The 16,264-nt window shown below is 45.0% G+C and carries 18 protein-coding genes; 4 read left to right on the plus strand and 14 right to left on the minus strand.

Going from position 1 to position 16,264, the window contains the following annotated elements; translation table 11 throughout:
- Positions 1-291 precede the first annotated feature (291 nt).
- Positions 292-2,757: an AAA family ATPase gene (locus ACE1CD_RS12270; RefSeq protein ID WP_374824335.1), complete on the plus strand. Its 2,466-nt coding sequence runs from the start codon at positions 292-294 to the stop codon at positions 2,755-2,757.
- A 29-nt stretch (positions 2,758-2,786) separates the two neighbouring features.
- Here ACE1CD_RS12270 and ACE1CD_RS12275 read toward each other — a convergent pair whose 3' ends face one another.
- The 6 genes from ACE1CD_RS12275 to ACE1CD_RS12300 form a co-directional block, all read right to left on the minus strand.
- Positions 2,787-2,984, minus strand: a complete 198-nt coding sequence (locus tag ACE1CD_RS12275) for a hypothetical protein (RefSeq protein ID WP_374824337.1) — start codon at positions 2,982-2,984, stop codon at positions 2,787-2,789.
- A 565-nt stretch (positions 2,985-3,549) separates the two neighbouring features.
- Positions 3,550-3,732, minus strand: a complete 183-nt coding sequence (locus ACE1CD_RS12280; protein WP_374824340.1) for a hypothetical protein — start codon at positions 3,730-3,732, stop codon at positions 3,550-3,552.
- A 353-nt stretch (positions 3,733-4,085) separates the two neighbouring features.
- Positions 4,086-4,280, minus strand: coding sequence for a hypothetical protein (locus ACE1CD_RS12285; protein WP_374824343.1), 195 nt, complete (start codon positions 4,278-4,280; stop codon positions 4,086-4,088).
- Between the two features lie 104 nt (positions 4,281-4,384).
- Positions 4,385-5,548 carry an NAD(P)/FAD-dependent oxidoreductase gene (locus ACE1CD_RS12290; protein WP_374824346.1) on the minus strand — a complete coding sequence of 388 codons (1,164 nt, stop codon included), beginning with the start codon at positions 5,546-5,548 and terminating at the stop codon, positions 4,385-4,387.
- Between the two features lie 68 nt (positions 5,549-5,616).
- The gene (gene psbQ, locus ACE1CD_RS12295) at positions 5,617-6,060 is read right to left on the minus strand and encodes a photosystem II protein PsbQ (RefSeq protein ID WP_374824349.1); all 444 of its coding nucleotides are present in this window, start codon (positions 6,058-6,060) and stop codon (positions 5,617-5,619) included.
- 51 nt (positions 6,061-6,111) lie between these two features.
- Complete coding sequence (locus tag ACE1CD_RS12300) at positions 6,112-6,951, minus strand: alpha/beta fold hydrolase (protein ID WP_374824352.1); 840 nt, start codon at positions 6,949-6,951, stop codon at positions 6,112-6,114.
- Positions 6,952-7,280: 329 nt separating this feature from the next.
- Between ACE1CD_RS12300 and ACE1CD_RS12305 the strand changes: the two genes are divergently transcribed.
- Positions 7,281-7,700 carry a hypothetical protein gene (locus tag ACE1CD_RS12305; RefSeq protein WP_374824355.1) on the plus strand — a complete coding sequence of 140 codons (420 nt, stop codon included), beginning with the start codon at positions 7,281-7,283 and terminating at the stop codon, positions 7,698-7,700.
- A 61-nt stretch (positions 7,701-7,761) separates the two neighbouring features.
- Here the strand turns inward: ACE1CD_RS12305 and ACE1CD_RS12310 are convergent, their stop codons facing one another.
- The 4 genes from ACE1CD_RS12310 to ACE1CD_RS12325 form a co-directional block, all read right to left on the minus strand.
- The gene (locus ACE1CD_RS12310) at positions 7,762-8,178 is read right to left on the minus strand and encodes a thiol-disulfide oxidoreductase DCC family protein (RefSeq protein WP_374794302.1); all 417 of its coding nucleotides are present in this window, start codon (positions 8,176-8,178) and stop codon (positions 7,762-7,764) included.
- A gap of 102 nt (positions 8,179-8,280) precedes the next feature.
- Entirely contained in the window at positions 8,281-8,799 is a 519-nt protein-coding gene (locus tag ACE1CD_RS12315) for a hypothetical protein (RefSeq protein WP_374824358.1), read from the minus strand.
- Between the two features lie 2 nt (positions 8,800-8,801).
- A complete protein-coding gene (locus tag ACE1CD_RS12320) occupies positions 8,802-9,311 on the minus strand; it encodes a hypothetical protein (protein WP_374824361.1) in 510 nt (169 codons plus the stop codon).
- 119 nt (positions 9,312-9,430) lie between these two features.
- Positions 9,431-9,925, minus strand: a complete 495-nt coding sequence (locus ACE1CD_RS12325; RefSeq protein ID WP_374824364.1) for a hypothetical protein — start codon at positions 9,923-9,925, stop codon at positions 9,431-9,433.
- Between the two features lie 167 nt (positions 9,926-10,092).
- On the opposite strand from ACE1CD_RS12325, the gene ACE1CD_RS12330 reads away from it, so the two are divergent.
- Positions 10,093-11,799 (plus strand): potassium channel family protein, encoded by a 1,707-nt coding sequence (locus tag ACE1CD_RS12330; protein ID WP_374794298.1) that lies wholly within the window; start codon positions 10,093-10,095, stop codon positions 11,797-11,799.
- Positions 11,800-11,875: 76 nt separating this feature from the next.
- Complete coding sequence (locus tag ACE1CD_RS12335; protein WP_374794297.1) at positions 11,876-12,937, plus strand: transporter substrate-binding domain-containing protein; 1,062 nt, start codon at positions 11,876-11,878, stop codon at positions 12,935-12,937.
- Between the two features lie 64 nt (positions 12,938-13,001).
- Here the strand turns inward: ACE1CD_RS12335 and ACE1CD_RS12340 are convergent, their stop codons facing one another.
- The 4 genes from ACE1CD_RS12340 to ACE1CD_RS12355 all read right to left on the minus strand — a co-directional run bounded on the left by ACE1CD_RS12340 (position 13,002) and on the right by ACE1CD_RS12355 (position 16,195).
- Positions 13,002-13,229: a hypothetical protein gene (locus ACE1CD_RS12340; RefSeq protein ID WP_190474316.1), complete on the minus strand. Its 228-nt coding sequence runs from the start codon at positions 13,227-13,229 to the stop codon at positions 13,002-13,004.
- A 227-nt stretch (positions 13,230-13,456) separates the two neighbouring features.
- Positions 13,457-14,041 carry a 4Fe-4S domain-containing protein gene (locus ACE1CD_RS12345; RefSeq protein WP_374824367.1) on the minus strand — a complete coding sequence of 195 codons (585 nt, stop codon included), beginning with the start codon at positions 14,039-14,041 and terminating at the stop codon, positions 13,457-13,459.
- A gap of 110 nt (positions 14,042-14,151) precedes the next feature.
- Positions 14,152-15,195: an adenosine deaminase gene (locus ACE1CD_RS12350; protein WP_374824370.1), complete on the minus strand. Its 1,044-nt coding sequence runs from the start codon at positions 15,193-15,195 to the stop codon at positions 14,152-14,154.
- 112 nt (positions 15,196-15,307) lie between these two features.
- On the minus strand, positions 15,308-16,195 hold the full coding sequence (locus tag ACE1CD_RS12355; protein WP_374794294.1) for an alpha/beta fold hydrolase: 888 nt from the start codon (positions 16,193-16,195) through the stop codon (positions 15,308-15,310).
- Between the last annotated feature and the right edge of the window lie 69 nt (positions 16,196-16,264).

Below are 16,264 nucleotides of genomic sequence, written 5' to 3' on the forward strand. Positions count from 1 at the left end.
GACTCTCGAACGAATAAAAAATACTCAACGACGAGTTTTTCAGACACTCGGACGAGTATAAAAGATTCGACGACAAGTTTCTATAACTCTCGGACAAGTATAAAAGACTCGACAACGAGTTTCTCAGACTCTCTGGCGAGTATTAAAGACTCGTTACAGACTGCTTTAGCGCTAAAGCGCAACTACGTACCTAAGAATAAAATGTATTGAGAGACTTGCCTCAGTCCTAAAACCATAGATTCTCAGCGTTTTTCCTCACACCCAGCCCAGAAGACAAAAACCCCAACCGAAATGACCTCGCCAAATGTGCCGCGCAACGCCTACACCGATGCACCCGAACAGCACCCCAACCTGATTATCGGTAGTCTGCAATTACTCTGGTGGATAATATTCCATCCCTCAGCCTTCCGTAACCATTTAAACCACATAGACCCCGACCTTGAGCCTTTCTCTTCTGTAGATATTTTAATGAGAGAAAAGCGCTGGCAGAAGTTGGCTTTGTGGCGATTGTTGATTCAAGTAAATCTGATATTACCTGTTTTAGCTAGCCTACTGATTGGCTTGGTGCTATGGGGATTGGGTATACCCACAGAAAGGGTGGCGTGGGGCGTGGTGTCAGGCTTGGTGTTCGGCTTAGGGTGGGGTGTAGTGTTCGGCTTGGCGTGGGGCGTGGCATTCGACGTGGCATTCAGCTTGGCGTTCCGATTCCGTAAGGAGTTCCGCTTAGGATGGGGCGTGGTGTCGGGCGTGGTGTTCGGCTTGGTGTCGAGCTTGGCGTCGGGCTTGGCGTTCGGCTTGGTTTTCGGCTTGGCATCCGGCTTCTGCTGGGGCTTGGAATCAGCCGCCTTGTACCGCTTCCTGTGGGGCTGGGAGTGGGTCTTGGTGTCAAGCTGGAAGTGGGGTTTGACCTGGGGCTTGGCCTGGGGCTTGGCGTTAGGCTTGGCATCAGGCTTGACATCGAGCTTGGCTTGGGGCTTGACCTGGGGGGTAGTAATAACTATAAATTTATGGCTGCCTGTAATGCTTTATCCGTTCCTCACAGTCAAGAATTTTCTACTCTATTGGCTCGACAAGCTAGGTATAAGCAATCAGCCTCATTTCTTGCGTTGGCATTCTGCTTTCTGGGATGAGTGGCAGCGCCTTCCTTTACATGGCTTAGACAAGCACGTTCTTCTAGTTCTGGAACGTAATGCGGAGGAAGGAAAAGCCGCGCTTGACTACCTAAGAATCAGCCGTCAGCGTTGGGCTGCCCAAGCAGTACAAATAGAATTAGATGCAAGGAAGTTAGAATATCGTAGAGATGTAGTAGCTATTAGTAATGCTCACGACAGTCTAAAATTTGGTGAATTAAATAGCCCAATCAGTTCCCTACTCAGTAGCTTCAGTTATATCAGCCAAGATGTAGATGCAGCTATCAACCAAAAAAGCGCTTACAACCAGCGCTTAGTCTTCAGTGCAGTAGCAGAAAAATTAAACGGTTTAATTCGAGAATTAACGCGCAGCAGCAATAAATATTCAGTTCGTTTTCTCTCCATCGCTATCCATTGGTATAAGATAGTCACCAACCATATACAAGAACTAGCCGAAACAGTCGAACTTCGCCAAGAAAATGACAACCCCTATCTCATCGGTGTACCTCTCACCGAACAGCAGGAAATCTTCACCGGACGCACTGACATCGGTACTCGCATCGAACAATTAATCCTCGACCGCCGCCGCCCACCTTTGCTACTATACGGTCAGCGACGCATGGGCAAAACCTCCCTCCTCAACAACCTGGGACGCTTGCTACCCAATAGCATTATCCCCATGTTTGTAGACTTGCAAGGGCCAGTTTCATCAGCCAGTGACTATGCTGGTTTTCTCTACAATATCGCTAGAGCGATGATAGTCTCAGCCAAACGTCAAAGTGCTGTCACTCTCCCACCCCTCACCCGCGAAACTTTAGCTGTTGACCCTTTCACCAGCTTTGATGAATGGCTGGATAAAGTAGAACAAACCCTAGACCAAAATATCGCCCTGCTTTCCTTGGATGAGTTCGAGGCGCTAGACGACGCTATCAGCAAAGGACGCTTTGACGAACAAGATGTTTTGGGAATGCTGCGTCACCTCATCCAACATCGTCCCCGCTTCAAACTGCTGCTAGCTGGAAGCCATACAATCGAAGAGTTTCAGCGTTGGGCTAGCTACTTAATCAACGTGCAAGTCTTGCATATCAGCTATCTGAAAGAACCGGAAGCGCGTCAGCTAATTGAGCGACCCGTGAAAGATTTTACCCTCCGCTACGAACCCGATGCCGTTGAGCGAGTCCTGCAACTCACCCGCTGTCACCCGTTTTTAGTACAATTGCTGTGCGCTGAAATTATCTACCTGAAAAACGAGCAAGACCCCTCCGTGCGTCGCTTGGCAAAATTAGCCGATGTGGAAGCAGCAGTTCCAGCAGCTTTAAGCAGTGGCAGTTTCTTTTTTGCCGATATTCAAAATAATCAGGTAGGGGCGGGTTTAGCAGATAACCCATTATCTCAAATCAACCATACCTCGACAAAACCCGCCCTTACAGATGGTTTAGCTGTTCTGCGTTTCATCGCCGCCCAAGGGGAAGGTGCAACAGTCAGCCGAGAAGTTTTATCGCATCAGTTTGGCGATAATTTAGATAATATTCTTGAATTGTTATTGCGGCGCGAATTAATCGAGGAAATTGGCGAAGGATATCGCTTTCAAGTTGAATTAATTCGCTGTTGGTTTGTCAGGAAATAGGAATCGATATCGCACCTCATACCTCTAATTTATCTTTTCGCCTGCGAAGTAGGATAAGCATCTGGCTGTTTTCTCACTTCTCTAATTTCATCCTGAATTTGGCACTTCAACGCCATTAGCGTTGCCATTTCATATAATTCTCTCGCTTTTTGTTCAGTAATTCTAGCCATTTCAAGGATTTCATTTAATTCTGCCAATTGCTTTTCATTTAAAGATGGTTCACTCATGGCCAATTTTCCAAACAATGCGCTGCATCTCATACCTCCAATTTAGCTTTTCGTAATTCTTCGATCGCAGCTTGTCTTCTTGCTTCTTGTCTTAGTCGCCATTTTTCATCTATTTCTGTTGCTAAAAATAAGTATTGTGTAGGGGCGAAGCATTCGGGCGACAATCGATCGCGATTGTCAACAGTCTTTATACCCTCATGCTTCGCCCTGCCGGGGGCTAGATAGAAAATAACATTATGTTGCTTTTGTCAACCCTTTTTACTGGACTGGCGCTCTAAAGTTTCATCCCAGTAATACATATTGATAAATTACCATAATATGCGTTTGTGTCAAGCACTCGGCAGGGCGTTCGCGAAGCGTGCCGTAGGCATTAGCATTCGGACATAAAATCTTGGGTTTTGTGTCATAAATTGGGCTTTAGACCCCGGCAGGGCGAAGCATTCGGACATAAAATCTTGGGTGTTGTGCCATAAATTGTCGCCCGAATGCTTCGCCCCTACATAATACATATTTCGTTGTTTTTGTCAATTTATTCTACTGGACTGGCGCTCTGGGCGATCGCATTTCATACCTTCAGTTTAGCTTTTCGTAATTCCTCGATCGCAGCTTGTCTTCTTGCTTCTTGTCTTAGTCGCAACTTTTCATCTATTTCTGTAGTTAGATCGTAAACAGCTTTAGCTTTCTGTTCAAAATCTTTGGGCAATTCAAGCAGTTTATCGAGTGTTTCATCATCTGGTAATTGTTTCATTGTAATGACTACAAAATACTAATAACACAAGTTGCTAGTTACATTATTGAAGCTAAGATTAGGTACGTAGTTGGGCTTTAGGTCTCTTATCCAAGTAGCGATAAGAGGGCTAAAGCCCAACTACATACCCAGCGATAAGAGGGCTAAAGCCCAACTACATACCTAGTTTCAGTTTCGGTTAGTTCTTGGTTTAATCGTTCAATTAGAGCTTGAATTTCTGATGGAATTGGCATTTAGAAGCATCCCGATATCACCTCATTAGCATATCATTAAAAGTGATGCGATCGCCCTTTACATATTGTAAGCGATCGCCTCTTTTATTCGTCTCATTTTATTTCCAAGATCGACGACATTTATGAGAAAATGTGCGATTCTTCTTCATCGAGCAATTGCGCGATCGTCCAAGGTAATGGTAAATTTTTAAAAGATGGTTCTTGAACGTCCGAATATTGCTTTTTGCTTGCGATCAAGTTAACTAAGTTTTCCATTCCCATCAATAAACTAACTGGTTGCATAATCAGCACCTCTTTAATGTAATAATTACTCATGATAATTATGGCCTTGAGGGAAGTCATCTGCTCATTGATAGACTGACCCTACCCGCTCGGACAGAATTGTTACTAATTGGGTAAGATTCAGCCTAATTTGTCGCTTAAAGTACAGTATTTTTTCCTAAAATTGCCTCGCGAATTGCTTGTGCAGTCGCAGGTGCTAACAAAATACCGTTACGATAGTGACCGGTGGCTAAGAGAATGTTGCTATAACCGGGCAAATTGCCGATAATTGGGGCTGGGCGACCTGACGGGCGCGGACGCAAACCCGACCAAGTTCTGATAATTGTAGCTTTGGCTAATTCCGGACAAAATGCGATCGCTTCCAGCATCACCGCTTCCAGTTGACTCGCATTTGCTACCACATCATACCCATCTACGGGAAACTCAACAGTAGCACCCACCCAGTAATCCCCGCCTCCCACCGGCACAATATGCACATCATTACCAGTAATGACCGGCTGAAAATCTGGGTTTCCCAAAGGATGCTCTAATCGTAAATGTAATGCTTGTCCCAATACCGGTCCGATCTCGATCGACTGTGCCAGAGATGCGGTGAGCGGCGTCGAACCCAACCCTGCCGCCATCACCAACCAATCAACTTCTATAGTGCCATTTGTGGTGTCAATCTGTTTGCAGACAGAAAAATTCTTTCCATCTGGTGCTGTTGTTTCGATCGCCAAAACGCTGGCCCCAAACTGGAAATTGACACCGTTGCGATCGGCTGCTTCTACTAAAGCTACCCTAAGAGCGGAGGGATCGACTTGTCTATCTTGGGGAGAATAGACAGCCGCACTAATGTTTGCCAAACTCAGTTGCGGACATTTAACCTGTAATTGGGCAGTATCCCAAATTTCTAAATGCCAACCTTGGTCAGCGCGAACTTTCACCAACTCTTCCCAACTAGGTAAATTTTCCCCTTCCAGACAAAGCATGAGAATTCCCTGCCTGTTAAAAGGAATTTTACGCCCGATCGCAGCTTCTAATTCCGGAATCAAACTTTCGTAGCGCTGGATGCTAGCTTGGCGCATCTGCCACGCCTTACCCTTGACCTTGTGACTGATAGCACCCATCAAAACACCCAAGGCAGCACTTGTAGCACCTTGGTAGGAATGGTTGATTTCTGTAACTTCTCCCCTGGTAGGGGATAAAGAGGGGGGTGGTTGTTTGTCCACAACAGTAATGTTCAGTCCGGGAACTTGACTGAGTTCGTAGGCGATTGCCGCCCCAACAACACCGCACCCGATAATTGCAACGTGACTCATCTGAGAAGAGATTTTAGATTTTAGCTTGTGTACCAATCTAAAATCTAAAATCCAAAATCTAAAATAGACTATGCTCCAGGAGCCAAAGACAAGAAAGCGTCTATGTTTCTCTGAAGTGCGCCGTAACTGCTGATAGCCGCTTTGTAATCGCGTTTTTGTGCAGCTTCATCGATCGCAATTAAGTTTTCTGCCACCTCTTTCGCTAATTCAGTCGCCTTTGCTTTGGCATTCGGAAGCAAGTTGCGCTGAATCATGCTGATGCGCGATCGCAATTCACCCAAAGGCCCACGAATAAAATTCTTGACAAAAACCCAGTTTTCATCTTGGATCAGCTTTGCCAATTCCGGCAAGCGCTCGCGGGAAGTCTCGATTCTGGAAACGTAATCCTGAATCAACGCTGTTTGCTCTGCCGTATAAGTGGGAGGCGTTTTCGCAGCAGGAGAGCCGCAGCTTACCAAAAATGCTGTCAAAAATGCCAGCACCAAGGCCAGAAAAGACCGATAACGTGTCATAACCATGATTACGGGAATGAACAGTGGAACAAAAAACTATCCTTAAAAATATTAGCCGCGAAGAAACCCTAATAGAGCTTCATTGACTGCACCAGCGCAATGTTCTTGCGGATAATGCCCCGCTTCTTCCAGTTTGCAGACTTCCCCATTCTGCATCGCCGTGGCTACCGATTCCATCTGGCTAAAGGATAACCAAGGGTCTTTCATCCCCCAGACAAATTGAGTTGGTTGCGTCCACTTCCGCAAACCGGCTTCAATTTCTGCCATCGACTGCTGTAACTGGAGATTCCGCACCGTCCACATCAAACTTCGTCCCGCATCGGAACTCTTGAGGAAAGGACGCCGATAAACATCCAAATCTTTGTCTGAGATTCTGTAACGACTACCGCCTTCTAGAGTGCGGTCAACTAAAAGGGGGTCTTGGGTCAGCATATCGCCGACAAATGGCAATCCCAGTTGTTGAATTTTCCAAGGTAATTTTGCAGCAGTTGAGACAGGTGCGCCCAAAATAACTAAGCGTTCGATTTTGTCTGGGTGGCGCAAGGCGTATTGAATGCCGCAAGACCCCAAAAATCCCTGCACAACTAGGGAAAGGCGATCGATTTCCAGGGTTTGGATAAATGCTGTTAGACTGTCAACGAAGGCATCGGGCGTGTAGGCAAAATCGCGGCGATCGGGTTTTGATGAGAAGCCATAACCGATCCAGTCGGGCGCAATTGCAGGATAGCCTTTTTCCGCCAAAGCTGGCATCACTTCAGTCCAACTGTAACTCTGGGAAGGCAAACCGTGAAGCAACAGCACCGGCAGTCTGTCACTTCTGCCCAAAGGTTTCGCTTCCCGGTAGAACCATTTCAGCCCACCAACTTCGATCGATTCCTCATTTATTGCCACGTTATCAATCCTGTCTGCTGTTTTCCCGTTGTCTGAGCTTACCCAAAAATACCGTTGGGGGCAACCCAGACTGGGGAAGTCAAAAGTCAAAAGTCAAAAAGAAGAGGGACTAGGGACTAGGGGCTAGGGGCTAGGGAAAGTCAAAAGTCACTCATTCAAAAATCCTCCTTTTCCCTCTCCATCTCCCTCTTCCCTTTTCCTTCTTCCCTAACCCCTAACCCCTAGTCCCTAGCCCCTAACCCCTAGTTAAGTTGCGAAATTAGAAATATCTTGTTACACTAATTCGCCAAAATGACAGGAATATCTTCAGTCTAAGGAAGACAAATCTTGTGAATGCAGCTCAAAAAGCCACCAACATTGAACTCGCCACTAAGATTGCTGCCGTGGTTAACTTGTTTAAGTCGAAGTTTCCCGACGCTAAGGCAGATTTAAAACCCTGGCACAACGATCCCGATACCAGGGAGTTAGTCGATCCCGATTCGATCGATATCGGTTTTCATTTTCCTGGCTGGAGCAGACGATCGCAATGTCGCAGCATTTTGGTGCAAATTCGTTTTTACGAAGATCCTGTTGAAGCCTACCGTCGGGTTATTGGCGTCGAAATCGCTGGATTTAACCATGAAGGATTGGCTTGGCGTCTCTCTACCGTGGAAAATTGGAGTATAGTCGGTGATTCTATCCCCATTGCGGAGGTAGCAGAAAAGTTAAAAGATTTTTGCAGACAACTTTTTGAATTATTTAACAGTTAACTCGTATACCGTTTGGCGTTACCGTTGCTCTCAAATTGGTGGGCATTGCCCACCCTAAGCATTAATTAGCGCAATTTCCGGTGGAACTGCAACCGATCGGATAGGCAGATTGATATGTTGTGCCGCGTTTGCCAAATAAAGTATACCGATTGTCGCGGATTTGTTCGTAAATGCGATCGCCTACCCACTTGACCCCAGGTAAAGCTCGATATGTCTCTACAAAAATGCTTCCCATCGGCAATAAACGCCCGATTTCTTCCGCCGCAGCGCTACCTTGCCAGCGCTTCTCCGGCGCATCTGCATCTAGCAAAATCATCCCCATTTCGCAATCTTCGGAAGTAATGCCAAATCGATTTAGGGTTTCCGTATCCTGCATCGGCGTGTACTGAAACATTTTGCCGTTGTCTAAGCTTTCCAGCACTTGCACTAGGGTAACGCAAAGATTGCAGTTGCCGTCGTAAATAACGTTGTAATTCATAGCAATAACTGATTTACTAAAAAACTATTCCAAACGTATGTCTTTGACAGATTTTAGCATTAGTCATCAATCATTCGTTTAAACCCAATGACCGATGACAATCTAATCAACAAACTGTACGACAGCATAGGGACGCAAACCCAATATTTTTTCTTCTTGTATTCCCGCGCCAAAACCTTCAGGTATTTTTGTGAGGTCGATGCTAAAGTAAACATTTCGGTTTTGAAATCGAAATTTGTAACTAGCATCTAAACTGTTCGGGTCTGTTGAAGAATTAGCTTGTCCGACACAAGAGGTATAGGGCGATCGCAGCGGTGCTTGATATTCTACAAACCTAAAACGCTTTGTCGCTACTTTGGCGGGCCCTGCTATAGGTAAAGTGTCAGCAATTACAATACTTTGAACATTATATATTTCCTGCCTATAACTAAAGGAGATAATCCAAATTCCCACATTCTTGGGACAGTTACCCGCTTGGCTTACAATATTCAACATTTTATTAGGCGCAGGGTTTGAGTGAACTTCTGTTAGTGATTGTGCTTGAATATAAGTATTACTTGTCGCTACCAAACTTAACAAAATAATTCCTAATATGGTTAATACTATAAACAATTTTTTCATGATTATTTAACCGGAATAGCTTTTTCTTGCCATCTTACAGCCGGAAGGGAAGATACAATATTTTTATATGTGATTTCAGATAAGTTAGTAGTGTAATCTGGGCCCAATTGGACGCGAAAAGTGACATTTTTGTTTTGAAATTGAAAAGTGTAGTAAGTTCTTTCATCAATAATATCAGAAATAGCGTCGCCCACGCAGTTAGCAAAGTTACTTTTTAACGGCGCGGTGAATTCCGCAGATTTGTGGTTCGATCGCACCAATCTAGCAGCACCTGCGATCGCAGAAATGTCAGCAATCACAGTATATACCTGATTGCCTTGATATTCACCAACTAAAGTCCAAAGTTTTAAGGCATTGGGGCAGTTTCCCGATCGACGCCTAATCTTGAAAGTTGTATCCGGTGGATACGGCGGTATAGTAGGCGGCGGGAGAGTCTGGCAAGACGCTTCTATTGCCGCCAGGAACACCCATAGATAAGCCAAAAATATTCTAGCTACCAACAATTTTTTCATAAAAAATCAATCCAAAGGTAGACATTTTAGTGCATAAATGATACTTTATTGCTATGAACCATCATCTATGCACAGCTTTGGCAATCAATGTCAATCTCTGCCAGTGCAAAGTGTATTAATTAATCTGCGATCGCCCATCTGATCGCCGGACGCGAAGACACTACATTTTTGTAGCTAATTTCGGAAGGATTGCTGGGCGTATCAGGTGGCAACTGAACGCGAAAAGTAACATTTCTATTTCGGAATTGGAAACTGTAATAATTCTCTGTCTCTTCCTTAGATGTAGCTTGACCGACGCAAGAAGCAAAGTTGCTTTTCAACGGCGCTGTGAATTCTGCTAACTTTTTAGTCGATCGCACCAAACGGGCAGCACCTGCGATCGCAACTGTATCCGCAATGACAGTAAATTCACCGCCGCCTTCGTATTGGCGAACAGAAGTCCAAAGCTTGACGTTACTCGGACAATTACCCGACTGGCGCGTCACGCCGAACACCGTATTGGGCGCAGTGCGGGGGACAGAAGGAGGTCTTTGGTTTTGCGTCATTGCCGGTGCAGCAACAAGAATAGTTGACAATATGGCAAAGGCTGCTGTTATTTGCGCTATATTCTGCATAATTTCCCCGAATTTTAGATAAACAGGCTTACAGAGACGATCGCAATGCACCTAAAGTTTCATACATCCCCAGTAAGGTGTTTTCAGCTACAAACCTAAAAGCAACAGTAGTCGATAATCAATATTTGCTTAAAAAGTAGCTGGTGTCTTCTCCCATTTTTACCAACATGAAACCCCGAATCATCGTCTGCGGCTTGGGTTCCACTGGTTATAAAATATTCTCATTGCTGAGGCAACAAGGAGCGTATGTTGTTGGCATCCACGATCGGCCCATCCCTGGAGAAGATGATGATGTTGTCATCGGAGATGTCAAAGCAGCTTCCACGTTGAAAACAGCCGGAATTCACGAAGCGCATACTTTAGTTCTAGCGGGAAACGACGAAGCGCTAAATTTGGCAATCCTTACCCAAGCACGAGTTCTCAATCCTCGCATTCGCACGATCAACCGCTTGTTCAATACCAGCTTGGGCGATCGACTCGATAACATCCTCACCGATCACGTTAGTATGAGCGTTGCCGCCCTAGCAGCGCCGATTTTTGCCTTTGCCGCCTTGGGAAATAAAGCGATCGGACAATTACGGCTGTTTAACCAAACTTGGCCGATTCACGAAGAATACATTCACGAACACCACCCCTGGAAAGGTCGCCGACTCAGCGAACTGTGGGACGAGCGTTCCCGAATGCTGATTTACTATCTCCCACTCAAAGGTCAGATCGATTTGATTTCTGCCGTCATCTGCGGACAGCAACTGCAAGAAGGCGATCGACTCATCATCGGCAGCAAACCTAGCATCCGCAACCATCGTCAATCTTGGCTTCAGAAACTGCTCAAAGTAGTCACGAATTTGCGACAATTTAAGCAACACGCTCAAGCACTAGCTGTAATAACTATTGTACTCTTTGCCACCATTTTTATCTCCACAATCACCTATATTTTGACCGATCTGCAAACACCTTTTATCGACGCCCTCTATTTTTCTGTCGGTATGATTAGCGGTGCTGGGGGTAACGAAAAAGTCGCAGAAAATGCGCCAGAAAGCATCAAACTATTTACAGTATTCATGATGCTGTTGGGGGCAGCAACCCTGGGGATTTTCTACGCACTGCTTACCGATTTCGTCTTAGGAACCCGCTTCAAACAATTTTGGGACGCCGCACGGATTCCCCATAAAAACCACTACATTATCTGCGGACTCGGCGGCATCGGCGTGCAAATAGTCACTCAACTTCACAATCACGGCCATGAAGTAGTCGTCATCGAAAAAGACCCCAACAATCGTTTTTTCAACTCAGTTCGTTCTTTAGGCATACCCGTAATTTTGGGAGATGCCAGTTTATCTGCCAACCTCAAAACTGCCAACTTGGAAAAAGCAGACGCACTCTTGGCAGTCACCAGCAACGATATGGCAAATTTAGAAATTGCCCTAACCGCCAAAGGAATGGCACCTAAATTGCCAGTCATAGTGCGAAATCAAGAACCCCAATTTGCTAGCACCATCCAAGAGGTATTTGAATTTGAAGAAGTCTTGAGTCCCAGCGAATTAGCTGCACCCGCATTCGCAGCAGCAGCATTGGGAGGACGCATTTTAGGTAATGGTATCACCGCCGATACCCTCTGGGTTGCCTTAGCAACGATGATTACCACCGGACATCCTTTTTGCGGTAAGCGAGTCAAAGATGCCGCAATGGATGCTGACTTCGTACCTTTGTATATCGAAACAAAATCCCAAACCATTCATGGCTGGGATTTATTGGAAACTGCATTAGGTGCTGGTGATATTTTATATCTCACCATACCTGCAACGGGGTTGGATCGGCTGTGGCGCGTGCCTTCTCAGCTTCTCGCTAACTCAGATCGGGCGATCTCCACATAAGTTATAGCGAAGGTGACTGCTTAACGTGTAAAATTTGAGACAAAATTTGTGCAGTCCATTTCCCTTCCAATCAGTGTTGCCTTACAAAAAATTTTGCTTGTGGGGACTTGTCGCCCTGGGCTATGTCCTAGCTAGTCCCTCAGTTTTCGCTAAAACCCTGCGGGTGGGAACCAATCCCTTACCGCCCCTTGTGTTCGTCAGATCTACTCAGGAACAACCTGTCGGCTACAGTATCGAACTGTGGGATAAAGTTGCGCGACGGCTGAAAGTGGAGTACGAATTTGTTGTGTTCGATTCTACAGCAGAACTTCTCGAAGCTGTTAAACTCGGTAACGTTGATGTTGGGATTAGTGGCATCACTATTACCTCCGATCGAGAACAGTATGTAGACTTCTCCCAAAGTTATTACGAAACCGGACTGCAAATCTTGATCTTAGACCAACCTAAAAATCCTATCCTGGCTTTTTTCCAATATTTTATATCCTGGACGACACTACAAGCTCTGATAATTTTATTGGTCGTATCTTTAGTAATAGCCCACTTAGTTTGGTTCTTTGAACATCGTTCCAATCCTCAAATGTTTGCGAAGAGTTATCTATTAGGAATTTGGGAAGCCTTCTGGTGGGCTATAGTAACAGCAGCAACAGTTGGATATGGCGACAAGTTCCCGAAAGGATTAATAGGCAGGTTAATTGCGCTGTTTTGGATGCTCGTAGGTATATTCATCTTTGCCTATTTCACCGCTTCAATTACAGCTAATAAGATACAAGAGCAAATTTCTGGCCCCAAAGACTTGGATGGCAAACGAGTTGCAGTTATCGGTGGCACTACCTCTGCTGCTTATATGCAAACACGACCTGTAAAGCTAGTGCGATTCAAGCTCTGGCAGCAAGCCTATGAAGCTTTAAATGCAGGGGAAGTTGACGCTGTTGTCGGCGATGCGCCAACTTTAAGATATGAGGCTGCCCGCACACCTGAATTTCGTGTGGTAGGTAGATTGTTTAATCAACAAGATTATGGTATTGCACTGCCTACAGGCAGCACCTATCGAAAGCCGATCAACGTGATATTGTTAGAATTAAAGGAACAAGAAGATCTGAAAGTTCTAGCGCAGAAATGGTTCCCAGATAATGAGTGAGTTTATAGTTCATGGTTCATGGCTTTGGGGGGAATCGCATCTGTCCGATTTTCCCCCCAAATAATTACATTTTGCCTTTTTGCATTACTTCTTGCAGGTGTTGACGCACTTCTTGTACCTGCTGCATTTCTGATTGTTTCAACTTTTGGAACAGTTCTGCACAAGGCTGAGAACCTGTTTGCTCTGCGTCTTGAATGTAACTATCGTATGCCTGAATTGCTTCCGCTTTGTTGTGCAATACTGTGAGCAAATCGTATTCAAGATTGCTGATAGTTTGTCCGTTTGTGGCCATAATTTGAGCCTCCACTAGATTTCATAATCAACGTTGACTCACCTTCATCGGCAAATTCATCTGTCCAAAAGAGTAGAACTATAGGTTGGTATAGAGCTTAACAAACAGCTACAAAAATAAAAACTCTTCTCTTGAATAAGAAACTGAGTTTCTTTGATTGTTCAGTTCGATACTTCGTGACTCCAACCTAAAGAAACCGGGTTTCTTTGATTGTTCCAACTTGTTCGTCAATTTCTTTCCATCCAAGCAATACAGTTTTGCATCTGCTGGCGCACTGTCTCCGTGTCAGCGCGATAGCGCCGTCCGTGACCGGGTAACACCCACTCAAATGTGTAATTCGCCAATTTTTTCATGGATTTTAGCTGTGCTGTCCAGGAGTACCAGCAAACACTGCGAAAGGCAATTAGCTGGTTAATTTCTGGAGACCAAGCGAGATGGTCGCCGCTGAACAGATATTTGTTTTTGTACAGCAAAACTGTGTGACCTTTGGTGTGACCGGGAACATCCTCTGAATGATAGCCGCAATGGTAAACATTTTCATCTACCAAAATAGGGAAAGTTTCCTGTGCCTCTTTTATATCTTTTGGGTTTTCGATAGTGCCGATCGAAGCCGTGGGACAAGAAAGCAACGCTTGGAGCGATCGCAACCTTTCTTCCTCATTCGCTGGTTGATGATACACTGCGGATTGTTCGCCAACGCTAGCGAAGACTTCGGGAGCCATCCAGCGACAAGTATCGCAATCAATACAACTATTATCTACGTAAAAATCGCCGCTTATATTTTCCGGACGACGCTGATTAAGATGAGCCATAATTAAATCAGATCTTAATTTTTCAAGAGCGGGCTGGTTATAATACAACAATAGCAAATCAATTTCATAAATTTAGTCGCAAGCGATAACTAATGATTGTTTGATGCGATTTACTTAGTTGCCGAATTTACAAGCCATTCATCTAATTCTGTCAAAAAAGCCGAGCGCGTTTCTGCTTCGACAATTGCTCCCTCAAAAGCATTGCGCGTCCATCGCCCTAAATCCGCAACAGTAACACCTCGTTCGCACATTAGCCGCATCATTTCTTCTGTTAAATTTAAGCCAAACCAAGTCGGGTCATCTGAGTTAACGGTAACAGCTACTCCGGCGGCATCTAATGCTAAAATAGGATGGTCTTGATACGATGAAACATTTCTGAGGCGTTCGTTGGAAGTGGGGCACATTTCAACTAGGATTTGGCGATCGCACAACAATTCCACAACCTCCTGGTCTTGAATAGCAGAAGTTCCGTGACCGATTTGTTTAACCCCCAATCCTTCCACAGCAGCGCGAATTGTTTCTGGGCCAGTCATTTCCCCAGCGTGGACTTTGACTTTTTTTCCTGTGGCAAAAATAGGTGCAAATGCTTCTTTAAATATATCGGCAGGCCAACCGAATTCCGAACCGTGGAGATCGAATCCGGAAATGATTTTTTCAGAAATTACTTTTTGTACCCAATAGCTAGCACTTTCAGCACCTTTATTGCGATTGAGGCCGGCAAACATTCTGACAATTGTACCGTGCGATCGCGCCCTTTCCACTTCCTCTTCCAAAAGTGCTAAAACGCGATTTAGAGAAGCACCAACTCGCTCAATTAAAGCCACGTCGAAATCTAACTCTACATAGCGAATATTTTGTTCGATAAAAGCATCAAACACATCGCGAATTAACTCACTATAACCCGAAGGTGTCTGTAACCAAGGATGAATATAATCTCGAAACAATAAGCGAAATTCTTCAAAGTTAGCAAATCGAAAACTTAGTTCGTACCAAAAAGGAGACTCAGGCAAAACAATTCCTTTGTGTCGATGCCATACTTCCCGAACTTTTTGCCAGCGGGGTGCGCCTTCTAAATGTATGTGCAGTTCAGCTTTTGGCATAGAGGAAATATTGGCAATCTTACTTATTTCCTCTAATTTGGTTACTTCTAACATAATTTTATTCTCTTTGCCTTCCAAATAATAAGCTCTTGCAACAGGCAGTAAAAATAACAATATCGAACCAATTTTTATTAAGTAAGGTGGGCATTGCCCACCCTACTTTTTATTAAAGCTCGGATAGCCAATCCAAAATCAATCGATTTACAATATCCGGTCGTTCGTCGTGAGGACAGTGACCGGTATCGGGAATCGATACAAACTTAACAGGTTGACCGCTCTCGCTCAATTCTCTGTAAATTGTTGCGCCTTTAATCGGTGTCCAAGGGTCTTTTTCTCCCCAAAGAACCAGTAACGGATGCTTGACTTTTGGCAACAATTCTGATGGACTGGGGCCGGGAGGTGCGGTGAGGATGGAGGCAAAAACCTGCTGTGCGCCAGTATCGCAGGAAGGATCGTAAAGCATATCCACCAGTTCGTCTGTGATAGCTTCTCGGTTGAAGTAAACTTGCTGGAGGGTGCCACGGATGCGGTGTTTCTGACGGATGCGGTTAAATAGAAACGGGCCAAAAAGTTTGGAACTCACCACCTTGGTAAAGCCCGCCATTACCAACCGCAATGGTAAATTTAATTCGTGGGGGCGGTGATTCAGTCCGCCAGCGCAGTTGATGAGGACAGCACCAGCAGAAATTTCTGGCTCGTCTGCCACCATCATTAAACTGAGTAAAGCACCGATCGAATTGCCCACAAATATAGCGGGTTCCTGAATGTGCGACGAACAGAAATCTTTCAGCAGTTCTACCCACAAATCCAGGCTGTAATCCAGCGATGGTTTATCGGAAGCGCCAAATCCCAGTAAATCGAGTGCAAATACTCGGTAGCCACCGGCAGCAAGTGCGGGAACATTTTGACGCCAGTGTCCGATCGAAGCACCAAAGCCGTGAATCAGTACTAACGGGCGTCCGCTGCCCATGACGGTGTACTGTATTTTATGGCCTCTCCAATTCCAGGTGAATTTTGCCAAAGTGCTGGCAACTGCCAACTGTTGCGTCATCACAGTTTTTTTATGAAGATTCGTAAACTATGTTTTTTATATGATAATATCTCTTGACCTAAGAATTGATTC

This window comes from Aerosakkonema sp. BLCC-F183 (assembly GCF_041929145.1).
Taxonomy (GTDB): Bacteria; Cyanobacteriota; Cyanobacteriia; order Cyanobacteriales; family Aerosakkonemataceae; genus Aerosakkonema.

What these genes read in the sequence shown, in the direction of transcription:
- ACE1CD_RS12330 (WP_374794298.1), top strand. Translation starts at nt 10,093, where the DNA reads ATGAAACCCCGAATCATCGTCTGCGGCTTGGGTTCCACTGGTTATAAA.
- ACE1CD_RS12275 (WP_374824337.1), bottom strand. Translation starts at nt 2,984, where the DNA reads ATGAGTGAACCATCTTTAAATGAAAAGCAATTGGCAGAATTAAATGAA.
- ACE1CD_RS12290 (WP_374824346.1), bottom strand. Translation starts at nt 5,548, where the DNA reads ATGAGTCACGTTGCAATTATCGGGTGCGGTGTTGTTGGGGCGGCAATC.
- ACE1CD_RS12270 (WP_374824335.1), top strand. Translation starts at nt 292, where the DNA reads ATGACCTCGCCAAATGTGCCGCGCAACGCCTACACCGATGCACCCGAA.
- ACE1CD_RS12310 (WP_374794302.1), bottom strand. Translation starts at nt 8,178, where the DNA reads ATGAATTACAACGTTATTTACGACGGCAACTGCAATCTTTGCGTTACC.
- ACE1CD_RS12350 (WP_374824370.1), bottom strand. Translation starts at nt 15,195, where the DNA reads ATGTTAGAAGTAACCAAATTAGAGGAAATAAGTAAGATTGCCAATATT.
- ACE1CD_RS12285 (WP_374824343.1), bottom strand. Translation starts at nt 4,280, where the DNA reads ATGAGTAATTATTACATTAAAGAGGTGCTGATTATGCAACCAGTTAGT.
- ACE1CD_RS12315 (WP_374824358.1), bottom strand. Translation starts at nt 8,799, where the DNA reads ATGAAAAAATTGTTTATAGTATTAACCATATTAGGAATTATTTTGTTA.
- ACE1CD_RS12280 (WP_374824340.1), bottom strand. Translation starts at nt 3,732, where the DNA reads ATGAAACAATTACCAGATGATGAAACACTCGATAAACTGCTTGAATTG.
- ACE1CD_RS12320 (WP_374824361.1), bottom strand. Translation starts at nt 9,311, where the DNA reads ATGAAAAAATTGTTGGTAGCTAGAATATTTTTGGCTTATCTATGGGTG.
- ACE1CD_RS12345 (WP_374824367.1), bottom strand. Translation starts at nt 14,041, where the DNA reads ATGGCTCATCTTAATCAGCGTCGTCCGGAAAATATAAGCGGCGATTTT.
- ACE1CD_RS12340 (WP_190474316.1), bottom strand. Translation starts at nt 13,229, where the DNA reads ATGGCCACAAACGGACAAACTATCAGCAATCTTGAATACGATTTGCTC.
- ACE1CD_RS12325 (WP_374824364.1), bottom strand. Translation starts at nt 9,925, where the DNA reads ATGCAGAATATAGCGCAAATAACAGCAGCCTTTGCCATATTGTCAACT.
- psbQ (WP_374824349.1), bottom strand. Translation starts at nt 6,060, where the DNA reads ATGACACGTTATCGGTCTTTTCTGGCCTTGGTGCTGGCATTTTTGACA.